Here is a 17,290-nt window from a genome sequence, read left to right as displayed (position 1 = left end):
AGTAAAAGTAAAAAACCCCTAAACCAACACACTCAATTTAAAGCTATTAACAACATATTCTTAATAACTTATAGCCTCTACTTTCATATCACAAACATTAACTTTAAATTTGGCTCTGAAAATATACCCCAAATATTATGACCAAACTTTTATTTATTTCGGCCTTTATAGGCTTTTCATCTTTTTTGAATGCACAAAAATCAATCGAAAAAGAATTAGAACTTGTTGAAACTCCGGAACAAATTGAACAATTTCTAGAGTCGAAAAATTCTAAAAAAAACAAACTTATCACCTTTAATGAGGAAAAACACAAAACAAATTTAGCAAAAGAGCTTTTCGATATGCGCCTTGGAGGTACTAAGGTTAACGAAAACGAATACGAGAAAACCGTATATAAAGTTGTTAAAAAAAACAAGAAAACCTATTACAGAGTTGCTTATATTTATCTAGACGGTACTAAATACAAACGAGATGAAATTAATGACTTGCGTGATAAAATTATTGCAAAATACCATAACGGAGCACCTTTCGATTTTCTATCTAAACAATACTCCATGGACGATAATGCCAATAAAGGAGGCGATTTAGGTTGGTTTTTATCAGGAGAAGTACATCCTGATTTTGAAAACGCAATAATAAGCAGCGAACATCACTTAAATGATATTTTTACTGTTGATGTTACTGAAAAAAGCTGGTATTATGTAGTTTTAAAAACACATGAACCTAAAGACATCGCAGAAATTGAAGTTTTAAAAATTGTTGAAGCAAAAAACTAATGCAACTATTCTATAATCCCGACATAAACGAAAACACAACACAATTTTCTTTTGAAAAAGAAGAAAGCAGGCATATTGTAAAAGTGCTTCGTAAACAAGTTGGAGATACTTTGCATATTACAAATGGAAAAGGTTGGCTCTTTTCTGCTCAAATATCGATACCTAATATCAATAAATGCACAGCAGAAATTGTATCCAAAACATTACAACCTAAAAAAAATTATAACTTACACCTAGCGGTCGCTCCTACTAAAATGAACGACCGCTATGAGTGGTTTTTAGAGAAAGCCACAGAAATAGGTATTGATAGTATTACCCCTATTATTTGCGACCATAGCGAACGTAAAATCATTAAGCCAGAACGTTTTGAGCGCATTATTCAATCGGCAGCAAAACAATCTTTAAGTTGCTATTTACCAGAATTAAAAGAGGCAGTGCCTTTTAAAACCTTTATAAAGCAAGACTTTTCTGGACATTTATTTATTGCGCATTGCGAAGAAACCGATAAGAAATCGTTAAAGAACGAACTCCAGTCGAATCAAGATATCACTATTTTAATTGGTCCGGAAGGTGATTTTTCGGTTAAAGAAATAGATCTAGCACTTCAAAACAAATTTATTCCTGTAACTTTGGGAGAAACACGTTTACGCACAGAAACTGCAGCTATTGTTGCTTGTCATTCTGTTGCGTTTATTAATGAAATGTAATACACTTAAATCATGAAATTCATTGCTTCCATTTTATTTTGTCTGCTTTCGGTGGTTTGTACCGCTCAAGATTTGGCGATTTTAAAATATCAAGGTGGTGGTGATTGGTATGGTAATGCCACGGCTTTACCAAACTTAATTACATTTTGCAACGAAAATATTAATACCAGAATAAACCCTAAAGTAGAAACTGTTGAAGTGAGCAGTCCTGATATTTTTCAATATCCTTTTATTCACATGACGGGACATGGTAATGTGTTTTTTAATGAAACAGATTCCGAAAATTTACGTAACTATTTAATTTCTGGTGGTTTCCTGCATATTGATGATAATTATGGCATGCAGCCTTATATTACAAAGGAACTTAAAAAAGTGTTTCCGAATAAAGATTTAATCGAATTGCCAGCCACTCACCCAGTTTTTAATTCGGCTTTTAGTTTCCCTAAAGGTTTACCAAAAATACATGAGCACGATGGCAAACGCCCGCAAGCTTTCGGTTTATTTGAAAAAGATAGATTGATATTGCTATTTACTTATGAAAGTGATTTAGGCGATGGTTGGGAAGATCCACAAATACATAACGATCCTGCAGATGTTAGAGAAAAGGCTCTAAAAATGGGAGCTAATATTGTAAAGTATGCTTTTGAACATTAGAGATTAAACGTATGAAAAAATCATCAATTAAAGTTAAGAGCATGGTATTTATACTTATTGCATTGCTTATATTTCAATCTTTAAGTAGTATTAATAATCACACATATTCTACTGGTTTTTCTAACTTTCATTATGATGAATGTCCAGATGGCTTAACATGTTGCTTTGGATATAAAACCAGCCATTCTAGCTATATTTGTGGAAAGGCTTTTCACCTAAATTAATAAAATACAGCTCACACTTAAACAAATAAACTCTACAGTGCAACTCACCCACTACACCACCAACTTCAAAAAACGTACATTTCCAATCACTTTGGTATGCGATAATGTTACCAATGCACCAAATATTGGTAGTTTATTTAGAATGGCAGATGCTTTCGGTATTGAAAAACTGGTGCTTTGTGGTGAAAACATTCAGTTGGGACGAAAAATATCGAAAACATCACGAGCAACAGAAAAAGTGGTTAATTATGATATATGTCCATCGGCTTTAGAGGTTGTAAAAGAATTAAAAGAAAACAATCATCATATTATATCTTTAGAAATAACGGATAAAAGTGAACCAATCCACACCGCTAAATTTTCACCTGAAAAATCTATTGTTTTAGTAATTGGTGATGAAAACTTTGGTGTTTCCGAAGCTATTTTAAATCTATCAGATGCAGTATTTCATATTGATATGTTTGGTCAAAACAGCAGTATGAATGTTGTACAAGCCACAAATATCGCTGTTTACGAAATCACAAAGCAACTTTCTTAAATTACTATTTACTCCATTTTCAAAAAAATGAGTGCTCTCAAAATTTCAACGTAAATAATATTATATTTACAAGATGAATTCGAACACCATTTCAAACGGTATACTCAAAGCTATTGGCATTATTTTAGGCATAGCACTCATTTTATATTTTCTATACCAAATACAATCGGTGATTGGTTACGTGGCCATAGCAGCAGTAATTTCATTAATTGGCCGACCTATTGTTCTGTTTTTAGAACGTAGATTGAAGTTTAAAAATACCATTGCCGTTATTGTAACTATGCTTGTTTTGTTAAGCTTATTTATAGGTTTGGTTGGCTTATTTATTCCGTTGGTAGTAAAACAAGGTCAAAATTTATCGCTTTTAGATATTGACTTATTACAAGAAAATATCGAAAATTTATATATTGAAATCCTCAAGTATTTTGATTTACATAAAATTGATGTAGAACAATCTTTAAAAGACTCTAACCTACTGTCTAAAATTAATTTCGCTATGATTCCGAACTTTTTAAACTCGGTTTTAAGTGGACTTGGAAGTTTTAGTATTGGTTTATTTTCAGTATTATTTATTTCATTTTTCTTCTTGAAAGATAGCCGTTTATTTGAAAATGGCATTCTAACATTTATTCCCGCTAACAAAGAGTCTCGCTGGAAAAACTCTTCAACTAAAATTAAAGATCTACTATCCCGATATTTTGTAGGGCTTATTTTTCAAATACTAATTCTATTTATTATTTACACCATCGGTTTACTTATTATTGGTGTAGAAAACCCTATTGTTATCGCTTTTCTATGTGCATTGTTGAACCTTATTCCTTATGTTGGACCGTTAATTGGCGCGGCATTAATGCTTACTTTAACCATGACTAGTAACTTAGGCGAAAGCTTTAGCGAAGTTATTTTACCTAAAACATTTTGGGTATTTATTGTGTTCATGATTGGGCAACTTATTGATAATTTTGGCAGCCAACCCGTAATATTTTCTAAGAGTGTAAAATCGCATCCGTTAGAAATATTTTTGGTGATTTTAATTACAGGTATTCTTTTTGGCATTATTGGTTTAATAATAGCCGTGCCTGCTTACACCGCTATTAAAGTGATTTTAAAAGAGTTTTTAGCTGAAAACAAGATTGTAAAAAAACTAACTAAAGGTTTATAAATTCATTTTGAATAATTCTATACTACATACTGAGATTCAAAATTTTATTGATGCTCATTTAAAGGCAGATATAAGCTCCGTTTTATTAAAAGGTACCAATTTTGAAGCTGTTGAAACCAACGAAATTATCGAACAAATTGAAGCAAAAAAACGAAGCGAAAAAAAGTTAGCTACTTGGTTTAATGCTGAAAACATTTATTTTCCTAATAAATTAAATATTGAACAAACCTCTTCTGAAGTTACAGCAAAACATAAAGCGGATTTAATGCAAGGCGATACTATAATCGACTTAACCGGTGGCTTTGGAGTAGATTGCTATTATTTCTCAAAACGCTTTAAAAAGGTTACGCATTGCGAAATAAGCCCAAAATTATCTCAAATAGTTAGTCATAATTACAAACAGTTAGGTGTTGAAAACATAGAAACACAAACTGTTGACGGTATTGAGTATTTAAAAAGCTTTGATTCTCAATTCGATTGGATTTACATAGACCCTTCTAGACGACATGATAGCAAAGGAAAAGTTTTCTTTTTAAATGATTGCTTACCTAATGTACCTACGCATTTAGATTTACTTTTTAAAAGAAGTAAAAATATTATGATTAAAACATCACCGCTTCTCGATTTGTCCGTTGGTATTGGCGAATTAAAGCATGTAAAAACCATACATGTTGTAGCTGTAAATAACGAAGTAAAAGAATTACTTTGGATTTTAGAAGCTGATTTCAATGGAGATATCGGTATTAAAACATGCAATATTAAAAAGGAAAAAGAAGACCTTTTTAGTTTTATTTTAGATGAAGAAAAAACGACTGATTCTAATTACAGCCTACCACTGACCTATCTTTACGAGCCGAACTCGGCTATTTTAAAATCTGGTGCTTTCGATTCTATTTCTAATCAATTACAAGTTTCTAAACTTCATAAACATTCGCATTTATACACCAATGATACTTTAATAGATTTCCCTGGAAGGACTTTTAAGATTGAAGACATTTTACCGTATAACAAAAAAGAGATAAAAAAAAGAGGCTTAAATAAAGCGAACATCACCACGAGAAATTTCCCGGAAACGGTACAAAATATTAGGAAAAAATTCAACATTAAAGATGGTGGCGATCTCTACATATTTTTCACTACAGACTTAGGCAATAACAAGGTGGTCCTGATTACTAAACGGGTAACTTCTTAAAAACTACTTCAAAAAAAAATCTCAGACCATAAGCCTGAGATTTTCCATATTACCAATTTATAAAATTGATGCTTAATTGATATACCCGAAATTTTGACTAATTTCAGCGGTTACATCGATAGTAGCCTGAGGAATAGCATAAACTCTTAAATACGGCTCCGTAGTTGGTTTAGCTGTATAAGGTTTATCAAAAGTTCCAAAACGTATCATTTGTTTTCTACGATACATTTCCCAATACATTTCAAAACCAATTTCGTTATAAAGTGTTGTTTCATCTAAAGAAGTAATAACAACACCTGGCGCATTTCCGAAGAGTGCTTCACGCGTTCTACTTGTTCTTAACATATTGATATCGGCAAGTGCTAAAGCTGTTTCTCCGTTACGGAAATAAGCCTCTGCACGCATACAATACATTCCTCCTAAACGGTATAATGGCACATCTACAGCAGAGTTTCCGTTACCGTAGTTAGGGTCGAATTCCCATTTAAAGTTACGTACACCACGATTAATTTGATCTTGAGAAAGCACAGCTTCTACAGGGTTACTAAAATCTAAATCAGGAGTGTAATCCATTGGTGTTGTCGTGTTTTTTTCCATGTACAATTTACTGATTTCAATACGTCCATCAACTGTCATATTAAAACCACCTTTTCCGTCTAAAGTTGGGCCATACTGCTGCCCTACTTGTAAACCACGGTTAAAATGTACAAGTAACTTTCCGGTATCTGTTCTGGTATCTTCAGCAGGTACACTCCCTGTGGTTCCATCGTTCATAAACCAAGTACCATCACTATATTGGTAGTAACGGTGAAAACGAGGATCATCATGATTTCCATCCCAAGTGTAGTAAAACTCAGGTTCTACGCAAGATCCGTTTGTACCACGATTATCTGGTGTTTGCTTTTGTGCACGCCCTGTAGACATGTATGCAAAATCGTTATCACTACTTCTAATGTTATCATTTTCTTGAACAATGGCAAAAATAATTTCAGAACCGCTGCCATTATCTATATCAAAATTCTTGAAATAGTTGCTCTCTAAACTAAAGCTACCATCAATTAATAATGATGTGTAATAAATAACTTTATCCATATCGCTACCATTATTATCTACAGCAGTTTCCGTAAAATTAAAACTAGAACTGGCATTATAACGATCTTTAAAAACAGCTCTATTTAAGTACATATCTGCCAGTAATGCATAAGCCGCCTGTTTCGTAAAACGCCCATTATAGGTTTGTTGCTCACCTAAATTAACAAGGTTTGGTATAATACGTTCTACATCGGCAATAAGGTTATCGATTTCAGTTTCTCCTTGAAGAATTTCTAAAGGCGCACCCGCTGTAAACGGATCTCTGTATGGCGCTTGGTTAAATAAATCTAGCGTATTGTAAAGATATAAAGCCAATAAACCTTTAGCTTCTGCTAAAAACAAATCGTAATTTGCATAATCTGGATTTTGCTCTAAAGACTCAATTGCCGTTAAGGTTTTAGTGATTCCGCTCGTTAAATTATTCCAAGTACCGGCAACTGCAGCATTGTTTGTTCCCCAAGTAAACTCGGTTAATGCACGCCATTTTCCACCATCGCCCCAGTCACTTCCGCGGGTTGGCAGCATACACTCATCGGTTGGATATTCTTGCAAACCAAATACATTACCGTGATCGGTAAAGGTTCTATTTGCTAATTGACCGTAAGCCGCAGCCATGGCGCTTTCTGGGTTAGAGCTTTCTCCACCAATAACTTCGTCTATCACTTCTTCATTCAAATCTGTACAACTAAAAACGAGTGCACTAACCATGAATACGGAAGCTATTTTTGATATTTTATTTGAAATTTTCATAAATTATAATTTTAAAGTTGCACCAAGTAAAAATGATCTTGAGGAAGGATAAGTCGTATAATCTATACCAATAGATTGATTTCCTCCAGAAGCTCGCGGGCTGTTAACCAACGGATCGAATCCTGAATAATTAGTGATTGTGAAAATATTTTGTCCGCTAACGTAAAGGTTTAAACCTTGTAACCACGTTATGTTAAGTGCATCGGTATCTATAGAATAACCAAGTCTTGCATTGTTTAAACGAATGAAATCTGATTTTTCTAAGTACAACGTAGATAATTGTGGTTGGTTCGTGAAACTCGCACCATCGTTATAAAACTGAGACAATACATTTCTATCTGAAACAATATTGTTAATGTTTAATGCCAAGTTGGTGTTATTAACCAATAAACCTCCTGTTTGCCCAATAAAAGCAAGACTTAAATCCCAACGTTTGTAGCTTAAGTTTGTATTTAAACCAAAGGTGAAATTTGGAAGTGCGCCTTCAAATATTTGACGATCTTCAGTATTAATAACACTGTCATCATTAAAATCTTCAAAAATATCGTTTCCATCAGCATCAAACCCTAAATGTTTCAGCATAAAGAAAGAACCAGCCTCGTATCCGCTTTTATAGATATTGGCAAAAACTCCAGATAATCCAGGACCTGCAACACTACCTGAGTATAATTCTGATACTGGTAGGTTTTGTATTTCATTATCTAAAGTTGCTCCATTAACATCTACGCTCCATGAAAAATCTTCAGTATTAATAATTTTGCTACCTAAAGCAAACTCAAAACCTTTGTTTACAATTTTTCCATCGATGTTTTTCCAAACGGTTGTTGTAGGACTTAATGGTTCCGAAGAAATATTTAAAATAGCATCGGTTGTCGTTTTATTATAATAATCTAAAGATCCGTAAAGCTTGTTATTCCATAAACTAAAATCTAAACCAACGTTTAATTGTTCTACAACTTCCCATTTTAAATCTGGGTTTGCCGTACGGTTTACAACAATTCCGTTTATTAAATTGTAATCGTCATACAAATAATAACCACCTGAGGCCGATTGCGAATAGCTGGCTTGAGTAATTTTATTCTGAACTTCTTGGTTACCAGTTTGTCCCCAACTCATTCTTAATTTTAATTGATCGATATCGTCTACTTCACTAATAAAGTTTTCGTTATCTAAATTCCAACCTAAAGCAAACGATGGGAAATAACCGTATTTATTATTTTCTCCAAAACGTGTAGAACCATCGGCTCTTAAAGAAGCGGTAAGTAAATATTTATCATCAAAATTATAGTTTAATCTTCCAAAGTAGGATTGCAACTCATTTCTTTGCGCATATCCGCTAACTCCAGATTGCTCGCCAGAATAACCAGGATCGTATTCTGGAGCAACACCTGTACCTTTTTCATCTATACCTATTAAAGAAAAAGACGTTCCAGAGAAATCGAATTCTTGATAAGAGAAACCTCCCAAAACTTCAAACTTACTTTTGTTTAAACCAAATCGGTACGTTAAATAATGTTCCATTAAAACAATTTCAGACTCTAAATTATTCTGAACATAAGCACCATCTGGCGTTCTATCGGTAGCATTTGGATAAATAGTAGAATTTCTTTCGGAAACCGAACGATCTATACCATAATTAAACTTGTATTCTAAACCATCTATAATTCTAAATGTTGTTTCTAGATTTCCTAAAACACGCAGAGTTTGCGTATGGTCATCATAAATATCCAACAAATACATAGGGTTATAATTCTGGTTTAAGTTGAAGTTGGTAAAATCGCCATCTTCAGTAAAAACAGGTTGTGTTGGGTTTGCCATCAGCGCATGAATAATTAACTGCCCATCCGATCCAGCATCTGCCCCATTTGGAACTCCTGTTTCGTTAATTTGACTGGCCGTTAAATTCACTTTAACCTTTAAACGTTTGTTGTCTAAAAACGACTCTTCAGCATTTAAACGTGCTGTTGTTCTTTTAAAACCACTCGTTTCCACAATACCTTCTTGATCCATAAAAGATAAAGAGGTATAATAATTTCCGCTGTCCGTCTTTTTAGCAAACGAGAAATTATTGTTATGTGTTACTGCACTACGCAATAACTCGTCTTGCCAATCGGTAGACCCACCATGATCGTAAGCAACATCTGTAATAGCGTTTCTGTATTCACTAGCCGATAAAACATCTGTTTTTTTAATCACAGAAGCGATACTTAAATAAGAGTCTACGGTAATAGACGCTTCTCCAGTTTTTCCTTTTTTAGTAGTGATAATTACAACACCGTTAGAACCTCTAGCGCCATAAATAGCTGCTGCAGATGCATCTTTTAAAACTGTAATAGAAGCAATATCGCTAGTATTTAAAAAGTTTAACGGGTTTTTAGCGCTAGAACTACCCAAACCAACATTTGGGCTGGCAGCACTAACGTTTTCATTACTTAGCGGTATACCATCTACCACAAATAAAGGAGAACTACCACTACGTATAGACCCTACACCACGAATGGAAACATTAACACCTGCACCAGGCTCGCCACTAGATTGTACAACACGTACACCTGCAACTTTACCTTGGATTAAATTATCGGGCGATACATTAACTCCCTTTTTAAAATCGCCAGTAGAAAGCTGAGTTACTGCACCTGTTAAATCCTTTTTTGTTTGTTGGCCGTAACCTACAATTAGAACTTCATCTAACATGGCGTTTAACGGCTTTAAGTTAATTTTTAAATCTGTAGAAGTTACATCAACGTACTGAGATTCGTAACCTACAAAAGACACCTGAAGTGTTTGCCCTATCGCGGCATTAATAGAAAATACGCCATCAAAATCGGTAGAAGCACCTGTTGAAGTCCCTTTTAAAATAATGGTAGCTCCAGGTAATGGTACTCCAGATTCGTCTAAAACAATACCCTTTATAGTTGTTTGAAAGGTATTATTATTGAAATTTAAATCTCTATTAGGCATACTATTTGCATACCCTGTTTGGTATAAAAGAATAGATAAAACTAAAAAAGCTATGTTTTTTAGTGTAAAAAAATTATTTTTAGTGTACATTTTTAAGTGATTGGTTTTACAATGCTTAATAATTTAGCCGTAGTTGTTCCAGCAACTACGGTTTTTAATTTGTAAATTAGGGTTGCTATTTAATTATTACATAGAGTCGAATTTTTTAAGTTATAGGTTTAATGTTTTAGCATGTTGTTATGCTCTTAGAGATTGCAAAAAAAGAAAATATTAAGCTGTTCTAATTTACCTTATCGTTATCTCATTATTAAATAAACTATAACTTACAATTCCGACCATAAATCGTTAAAAAACATAAAATCAACCAACTAAACATCTTTCAAAACATTAATATGAAAGTAAATATTTATGTTTTGTTTTCAATTTATTAACATAGCATTAAACTTAACAATCTACTTTTGTGCCTCTAAAAAACCCAACTTATTTTATGAAACATTACAGCACATTACTCCTTCTATTTTTTAGTTTTAATTTGTTTGCGCAACACGATGCTTTACATATTAATCAAATACAAGTTATAGGTTCTCACAACAGTTATAAAAAGGCTATTGAAGATAAATTGTATACCTTTTTAGAATCACAAAGTGATAAGATGAAATCTCTACAATACGATCATATCTCAATACCAGAACAGTTAGATTTAGGCTTACGAAATTTAGAAATAGATGTTTACCTTGATACAGAAGGCGGGAAATTTGCAAATCCTAAAGGTTTACAGTTTGTCGAGGCGCAAGAAGATTTTGACCCTAATAAAGATATGATAAAACCAGGTTTTAAAGTTTTGCACATGCCTGATATCGATTTTAGATCGCATTATAATACTTTAGAAGCGTGTTTAACGGCAATAAAATCTTGGTCTGACGCTAACCCAACGCACGAACCTATATTTATAACTTTAGAAGCCAAAGATGGAGACACTAATAGATTTGGAACTATACCTGAAGCCTTTACTGAAGTTGGTTTTAAAAAATTGGATGATGCTTTAATTACTGGTCTTGGCAGAGATAAACTTATAACTCCAGACGATGTTAGAGGTGAACATGCAACCTTAGAAGAAGCTGTTTTAAATAATAACTGGCCAACTTTAAAAGCTTCGCGCGGAAAGTTTCTTTTTATTTTAGATGATGCAAAAGCTAAGCGCGCTTTATATATTAAAAACCATCCGTCACTAAAAGAGCGTGTTTTGTTTGTAAATGCAGAACCAGGAACGCCAGAAGCTGCAACTTTAATCATAAATAACCCAGAGAATGAAACCATATCTGGTTTAGTATCTAAAGGGTATATTATTAGAACACGTGCCGATGCCGGAACAAAAGAAGCGAGAGCAAACGATTATAAACATTTTGAAGATGCCAAAAAATCTGGTGCACAAATTATAACAACCGATTATTACTTACCAAGTCGATTTTTTGAAAGCGATTACCACATCTCTTTTGAAGGAAAAACATATGTACGTGAAAACCCAATATCCTCTAGAAAATAAGATTTTATAGTAGAAGAATTAGAAACGTCTGAAATAAATTCAGGCGTTTTTTTATTTAAAAAAGTCTCGTGATTTAAATGGAATTTCTTTCAATATAATTAAATACATTTTTTACTTGATCTTTTTTATTATTTAAAACCAAATAAGCCGCTTGATCGCCCATAGCTTGAAAATCTGTACTAACTACGTTAATTCCTAAAAGTTCTTTTAAAGGTGTATCGTTGTATGAAATAATACCGATATCTATGCCTAGAACCAAGTTTTTTTTACGCACTTGGCGTACTAAGTTTACCAAATCGTTTTCTTCAATAATAATAAAAGCATCTTTGCTATCAAGATCCATATGATCATAAATTTGATCTAAAACTTCAAATTCAAAATTAAACTCTGCACAAAACTTCTGAAAGCCATGCACAATGCGTTTTGGATATGGATACACCAACTTATCTGGATATACCAAAACAAGCTTATCATAATTTTTAAGTCTTTCTAAACCTTCTTGTAGCGCTTCATAAATATCTTCTTTAAAATCTTGATAAACGGCTCCATAATTACCAGCGATATCAATTTTACTATTATCAAGAATAACTAATTTATCTTTAGGAATTTTATCTATAGCCAGTTTAACAGGCGCAGTTGTACTAATATGCTTAGAATCTTGAGATTTAAAATGTGGCATGATTACGTAATAATCGAAGGCTCCTAAATTTTTCTCTAAGGTTTTAATAAAAATAGATTCTTCACAATGATAAACAGATAGTGTAACAAGCGCATCACTACCTAAGTTTTTTACAAACGAATTATAGATCATCATTTTATAATTGCTCAACTTGTTAATCATGAAAAACACATTGACCTTAGAAATTAAATCTGTTTTCGCTGTATAAAAACCTTTTCCTTTAACTGAAACAATAGCTTTTTGTTCCTTAAGTTGTCGATATGCTTTTTCAACGGTATCTCTAGATAAATAACAAGATTCACTCAACTCATTTATAGAAGGTATCTTTTCGCCAACCGATAGTTTTCCTTTAGAAATATCGTTTACAATAGAGTCTACTATTTGCTTGTATTTTGGTACACGAGAGTCCTCGTTAATTTTTATTTCAAATGGTTTTGCCATATAAATTTCAGTAAAAACAACTGTGATAAAAACACAATAATCTGATTTAAGTCTATATCAGTTTTGTAAACGTAAATCAAAATTATTTATATTCTAAAAGAGTTCTATTTTGAAGACATGTTATTCCGTCTCATTTTGTTTAGTAAAATTACAATAATCCGTCAATTCCCTTTAGGTTTTAACATAAAAGTCGAATAAATGGACTTTACATCCATAAAACTTCAGTTAAGTCTCAAATTGAAATTTCAAAATGTATTAAAATTAAATAAGGTTGAATTTTTAAAGTCTCGATAAAATTGTGAGCTTTCTAAAAATTCAACCTTAAAATTATAATTTAAATATTTACGTTTACAACCCTAAAAGTTGTGGTAAATACATTGAAATTGCAGGGATGTAAGTAATTAAAAGTAACACAACAACCATAATTACCAAAAATGGAATTAATGGTTTTATTACTTGCGATACCGAAACATTTGCAACACCACTACCCACAAAGAGAATGGTGCCCACGGGTGGTGTACACAACCCAATACAAAGGTTAAGTACTAAAACAATTCCGAAATGCACAGGATCCATACCTAAAGCAACTACTACAGGTAAGAATATTGGTGTAAAAATTAAAACTGCTGGCGTCATGTCCATAAAGGTTCCGATAATTAAAAGCACTATATTAATTACTAAAAATATAACTATTTTATTACTGAACTGTTCTAATAAAAAACTGCTAATAAGCTCCGGAATACCTTCAAAAGAAAATAACCAAGACATAGCCATAGAAGTACAAATTAAAAACATCACTACTGCTGTAGTTTTTGCACTAGTTAATAAAATAGATGAAAAGTCTTTAGGTTTTACATCGCCATAAATTAATGCTAAAACAGCAGCATAAAGCACAGCAATAGCAGAAGCTTCGGTAGCTGTAAAAATACCAGCTACAATACCTCCAACTACAATTACTAACAATAGTAAACTAAAAAAAGCTTTTCTAAAATACGTCCAAATTAAAGATAATGGTGCACGATCTCCTTTAGAAAACTTACGTGTAATAGCTACAAAGGCAATATACCCCATGATAGCAACACCTAATAAAATACCTGGTAAATAACCTGCAATAAATAGCGCTGCTACAGATGCTGTACCACCACTTGCTAAAGCATAAACAATTAAAATATTACTTGGCGGAATTAATAAACCTGTAGTTGCAGAGGTAATATTTACCGATGCACTAAATTCTCTTGGATAACCTTCCTCTTCCATTCTATCGGTCATGATACTACCAATGGCAGAAGTTGCTGCAATAGCAGACCCAGAAATAGCACCAAATAACATAGATGCTAATACATTAACATATGCCAACCCTCCTGGTAAACTTGCTACTAAAGATTTAGCGAAATTTATTAACCTATTGGCTATACCTCCTTGCTTCATAATTTCACCTGCCAATACAAAAAACGGAATGGCCAAAAGTGCAAAACTATCAATACCGGTCGTCATTCGTTGCGCAATGGTTGTTAGACCTGGTAATTTATCAATATTCAACAATAAACTTATAGTTGTAGAAATACCAATACTATAAGCTACTGGTACTCTTAACATCAATAATGTAAAGAAACTTACAAATAAAACGATGATACTTATTACTTCAATACTCATAATTATTCGGTTATTTCGTTAGCATTAATTTTTCCTAAATGGTATACAGAAAAACACATAATAAAAAGGCCACTTATTGGTAAAATAGCATAAATGTATCCTAAAGGAATACGCAATGTACCAGATAATTGCCCTAAATATAATGTGGTATAAACTAAATTAAAACCACCAATTACCATAACTACCAATGCAAATAATAAAATACATATCTCGATAAATATGAGTGCTTTTTTCTTGGTTTTACCCGAAAATTTTTGATATAAAAAGTCCATAGATAAGTGCTCTCTTTTTCCGCTTAAGTAAGCTGCACCAAGTATAGATAACCATATTAATGAGAAACGCGCTAACTCTTCGGTAAATGCAAAAGATGTGTTTAATACATATCTTGAAAATACCTGACTTAAAACATCAATAACCAATAATCCGAATATGAAAACTAAAATGATTTCCATAATCCGACATACTTTTTCAAAAAGAATATCTGCTTTTTTCATACTTATTGATTTTTGATTTTATTGATCATTTCACTCATTTCTGGATGCTCTTTTACAAAAGCTTCTAATACAGATTTAGATTGCTCTTGAAATAAAAATTTATCCGGAATTATAATTTCTACGCCAGCTTTTCTTGCTGTCTCCATAGATTCTTCAACAGAATTTTGCCAAAACACTTTTTCAGCTTGTGATGATTCATCCGCTGCTTCTTGAACCCATTGTTTTTCTTCAGCAGTTAACTTTTCCCAAAACTTGGTTCCAATCAACAACACATCAGGCACTGAAGAGTGCTGATCTAAAGTATAATATTTACTTACTTCGTAATGATTTGATGATACAAATGATGGCGGATTATTCTCCGCACCATCTACCACACCTTGTTGTATAGCAGTGTATAATTCGCCATAAGCCATTGGTGTTGGCGAACCTCCAAGAGCCTCTACCATATTAATAGCCATTTGGTTGTTCATCACCCTAATTTTAAGACCTTTTAAATCTTCTGGTTTACGTATCGCTTTATTCGATGTATAAAAACTACGGCTACCAGCATCATAATAACACAGGCCACGTAACCAAAATTTACTTCCTTTTTCTAAAATAGATTTCCCTACTTCGCCTTCTAAAACATCGTATTGATGTTGTTTATCTTTAAATAAATATGGAATACCTAAAATATGATATTCTGGAACAAAGTTAGATAAGGTTGCCGCACTTACTTTTGTAACTGCAACACTCCCTATTTGAAGTAACTCTAAAGCTTCACGCTCGGAACCTAATTGGCCATCAGGAAAAATTTTGATTTGTATTTTTCCTCCAGATTTTTCGTTTAAAGCCTTTTGGAATTCTAAAATCCCTTTGTGAACGGGATGTGTTTGCGGTAATGTATGTGCCAAATACATCATTTTAATATCGTCGTCTTTTTTGCAACTCTGCATAACGAACAAAATTAAAAAGGCATATAATATTCTATTCATCATTCTTATTTAGTTTAGTTTAGTGTTTTTGGTCTAGTCGTTGAATTTAAAATATTTGACAGCGTTAAAATAGCAAATGTTTTGAATTATTTTTCCTATAAATTCTAAATCATTTGGAACAAGTCCATTTTTAACATCTTCTGCCATAAGGTTACATAAAATGCGTCTAAAATACTCATGCCTAGGAAATGATAAAAAGCTACGACTATCGGTTAGCATACCAACAAAACGACTTAATAAGCCCATATTAGAGAGCGTATTTAATTGCTTCTCCATACCATCTTTCTGATCTAAAAACCACCAACCAGAGCCCCACTGCATTTTACCTGCAGTATCGCCATTTTGGAAATTCCCCATCATGGTAGCGAATACTTCGTTTTGCGACGGATTTAAATTATAAGTAATAGTTTTAGCTAATTGATTGGTAGACTCTAAAGATTTAAAAAGGTTAGACATGAATTCCGCTACCGGAAAATCCCCAATAGAATCGCAACCCGCATCTAGACCAATTTCTGCTTCTAGTCTAGTATTATTATTTCTAATTGATCCTAAGTGATATTGTTGTGCCCAATCGAATTCATGATATTTTTTTCCTAAATATAAAAACAGAAACGAACGGTATGTTGTAATCTCTGAATTTGAAAGTATTTCTCCTTTTAATTTTTTATCGAAAATTAAGGCAACATCTTCATTAGTAAAATCTACTATTTCTAAATATTCTCCTAGTCCAAAATCTGATAATCTACAGCCTAAATTATCAAAATAAGCAATACGCTGATCTATCGCTTTTAGAAAAGCATCGAAAGAATTAATAGTAATTCTTGAAGCATCTCCTAAACGAATTAAATATTTAGAAAAGCTTGACTTTCCTATCCAAAATAAATTATCCGATCTAAACGTTGGTAATACTTTGGTATAAAAATCACCTTCTGCAATTTTTTTATGATCCATTAAATCATCAGCAGGATCGTCCGTAGTACAAACTACTTCCACCTTCATATCTTCTAAAAGTTGTGCAGGCGTTTTATGCTCTAAAATACTATTTGCTTTCGCATAAATAGCTTCTGCTGTACTTGGTTGCAGAATATCATCGATATCAAAATAACGCTTTAATTCCAACTGAGTCCAGTGAAACAAAGGGTTTCTTAAGGTATAAGGCACTGTTTCTGCCCAGCTTAAAAACTTATCTTTTAGCGATGCTGCTCCGGTAATATTAAACTCTTCAATACCATTAGCACGCATGCCGCGCCATTTATAGTGATCTCCTTTTAACCAAACCTCCGTTATGTTTTTAACCGGTTTATTATCGGCAATTTGCTTAGCCGATAAATGGTTATGATAGTCTATAATTGGTAAATCTTTAGCGTACTGATGGTACAATGTTTCAGCTATATCAGACTGCAACAAGAAATTATCAGTTATAAAGTTTTTTGAATTTATAGTACTCATA

Annotated in this window: 14 protein-coding genes; 7 read left to right on the top strand and 7 right to left on the bottom strand. The window is 32.8% G+C overall.

The window, feature by feature from the left end:
* Positions 1-137: 137 nt before the first annotated feature.
* From V6246_RS02365 to V6246_RS02340, 6 genes are all read left to right on the top strand, one after another.
* A complete protein-coding gene (locus V6246_RS02365) occupies positions 138-776 on the top strand; it encodes a peptidylprolyl isomerase (RefSeq protein ID WP_282148235.1) in 639 nt (212 codons plus the stop codon).
* Complete coding sequence (locus V6246_RS02360) at positions 776-1,483, top strand: 16S rRNA (uracil(1498)-N(3))-methyltransferase (RefSeq protein WP_341558793.1); 708 nt, start codon at positions 776-778, stop codon at positions 1,481-1,483. The genes V6246_RS02365 and V6246_RS02360 overlap by 1 nt, the downstream gene beginning before the upstream one ends.
* A 12-nt stretch (positions 1,484-1,495) precedes the next feature.
* Positions 1,496-2,137, top strand: coding sequence for a DUF4159 domain-containing protein (locus V6246_RS02355; RefSeq protein ID WP_341558792.1), 642 nt, complete (start codon positions 1,496-1,498; stop codon positions 2,135-2,137).
* Between the two features lie 261 nt (positions 2,138-2,398).
* Positions 2,399-2,899, top strand: coding sequence for a TrmH family RNA methyltransferase (locus tag V6246_RS02350; RefSeq protein WP_341558791.1), 501 nt, complete (start codon positions 2,399-2,401; stop codon positions 2,897-2,899).
* Between the two features lie 73 nt (positions 2,900-2,972).
* The gene (locus tag V6246_RS02345) at positions 2,973-4,061 is read left to right on the top strand and encodes an AI-2E family transporter (RefSeq protein WP_042494874.1); all 1,089 of its coding nucleotides are present in this window, start codon (positions 2,973-2,975) and stop codon (positions 4,059-4,061) included.
* Positions 4,062-4,068: 7 nt separating this feature from the next.
* The gene (locus V6246_RS02340) at positions 4,069-5,253 is read left to right on the top strand and encodes a class I SAM-dependent methyltransferase (RefSeq protein WP_341558790.1); all 1,185 of its coding nucleotides are present in this window, start codon (positions 4,069-4,071) and stop codon (positions 5,251-5,253) included.
* 72 nt (positions 5,254-5,325) lie between these two features.
* Here V6246_RS02340 and V6246_RS02335 read toward each other — a convergent pair whose 3' ends face one another.
* Positions 5,326-7,095 carry a RagB/SusD family nutrient uptake outer membrane protein gene (locus tag V6246_RS02335; protein ID WP_341558789.1) on the bottom strand — a complete coding sequence of 590 codons (1,770 nt, stop codon included), beginning with the start codon at positions 7,093-7,095 and terminating at the stop codon, positions 5,326-5,328.
* A 3-nt stretch (positions 7,096-7,098) separates the two neighbouring features.
* Entirely contained in the window at positions 7,099-10,146 is a 3,048-nt protein-coding gene (locus tag V6246_RS02330) for a SusC/RagA family TonB-linked outer membrane protein (RefSeq protein ID WP_445818982.1), read from the bottom strand.
* 397 nt (positions 10,147-10,543) lie between these two features.
* Between V6246_RS02330 and V6246_RS02325 the strand changes: the two genes are divergently transcribed.
* The gene (locus tag V6246_RS02325) at positions 10,544-11,599 is read left to right on the top strand and encodes a phosphatidylinositol-specific phospholipase C1-like protein (RefSeq protein WP_341558788.1); all 1,056 of its coding nucleotides are present in this window, start codon (positions 10,544-10,546) and stop codon (positions 11,597-11,599) included.
* A gap of 73 nt (positions 11,600-11,672) precedes the next feature.
* Here V6246_RS02325 and V6246_RS02320 read toward each other — a convergent pair whose 3' ends face one another.
* From V6246_RS02320 to uxaC, 5 genes are all read right to left on the bottom strand, one after another.
* Positions 11,673-12,719: a GntR family transcriptional regulator gene (locus V6246_RS02320; RefSeq protein ID WP_341558787.1), complete on the bottom strand. Its 1,047-nt coding sequence runs from the start codon at positions 12,717-12,719 to the stop codon at positions 11,673-11,675.
* A 348-nt stretch (positions 12,720-13,067) separates the two neighbouring features.
* On the bottom strand, positions 13,068-14,372 hold the full coding sequence (locus tag V6246_RS02315) for a TRAP transporter large permease (protein WP_199270209.1): 1,305 nt from the start codon (positions 14,370-14,372) through the stop codon (positions 13,068-13,070).
* A gap of 2 nt (positions 14,373-14,374) precedes the next feature.
* Positions 14,375-14,866: a TRAP transporter small permease gene (locus tag V6246_RS02310; protein WP_341558786.1), complete on the bottom strand. Its 492-nt coding sequence runs from the start codon at positions 14,864-14,866 to the stop codon at positions 14,375-14,377.
* Between the two features lie 2 nt (positions 14,867-14,868).
* Positions 14,869-15,843 (bottom strand): TRAP transporter substrate-binding protein, encoded by a 975-nt coding sequence (locus V6246_RS02305; RefSeq protein WP_341558785.1) that lies wholly within the window; start codon positions 15,841-15,843, stop codon positions 14,869-14,871.
* A gap of 30 nt (positions 15,844-15,873) precedes the next feature.
* A complete protein-coding gene (gene uxaC, locus V6246_RS02300) occupies positions 15,874-17,289 on the bottom strand; it encodes a glucuronate isomerase (RefSeq protein ID WP_341558784.1) in 1,416 nt (471 codons plus the stop codon).
* Position 17,290: the final 1 nt, after the last annotated feature.

Origin of the sequence: Algibacter sp. TI.3.09, assembly GCF_038154905.1 — a bacterium.
GTDB lineage: Bacteria > Bacteroidota > Bacteroidia > Flavobacteriales > Flavobacteriaceae > Algibacter.
This window is presented reverse-complemented; position numbering and strand designations above follow the sequence as displayed.

What these genes read in the sequence shown, in the direction of transcription:
- V6246_RS02360 (WP_341558793.1), top strand. Translation starts at nt 776, where the DNA reads ATGCAACTATTCTATAATCCCGACATAAACGAAAACACAACACAATTT.
- V6246_RS02310 (WP_341558786.1), bottom strand. Translation starts at nt 14,866, where the DNA reads ATGAAAAAAGCAGATATTCTTTTTGAAAAAGTATGTCGGATTATGGAA.
- V6246_RS02335 (WP_341558789.1), bottom strand. Translation starts at nt 7,095, where the DNA reads ATGAAAATTTCAAATAAAATATCAAAAATAGCTTCCGTATTCATGGTT.
- V6246_RS02355 (WP_341558792.1), top strand. Translation starts at nt 1,496, where the DNA reads ATGAAATTCATTGCTTCCATTTTATTTTGTCTGCTTTCGGTGGTTTGT.
- V6246_RS02345 (WP_042494874.1), top strand. Translation starts at nt 2,973, where the DNA reads ATGAATTCGAACACCATTTCAAACGGTATACTCAAAGCTATTGGCATT.
- uxaC (WP_341558784.1), bottom strand. Translation starts at nt 17,289, where the DNA reads ATGAGTACTATAAATTCAAAAAACTTTATAACTGATAATTTCTTGTTG.
- V6246_RS02305 (WP_341558785.1), bottom strand. Translation starts at nt 15,843, where the DNA reads ATGATGAATAGAATATTATATGCCTTTTTAATTTTGTTCGTTATGCAG.
- V6246_RS02365 (WP_282148235.1), top strand. Translation starts at nt 138, where the DNA reads ATGACCAAACTTTTATTTATTTCGGCCTTTATAGGCTTTTCATCTTTT.
- V6246_RS02325 (WP_341558788.1), top strand. Translation starts at nt 10,544, where the DNA reads ATGAAACATTACAGCACATTACTCCTTCTATTTTTTAGTTTTAATTTG.
- V6246_RS02315 (WP_199270209.1), bottom strand. Translation starts at nt 14,372, where the DNA reads ATGAGTATTGAAGTAATAAGTATCATCGTTTTATTTGTAAGTTTCTTT.
- V6246_RS02320 (WP_341558787.1), bottom strand. Translation starts at nt 12,719, where the DNA reads ATGGCAAAACCATTTGAAATAAAAATTAACGAGGACTCTCGTGTACCA.
- V6246_RS02330 (WP_445818982.1), bottom strand. Translation starts at nt 10,146, where the DNA reads ATGTACACTAAAAATAATTTTTTTACACTAAAAAACATAGCTTTTTTA.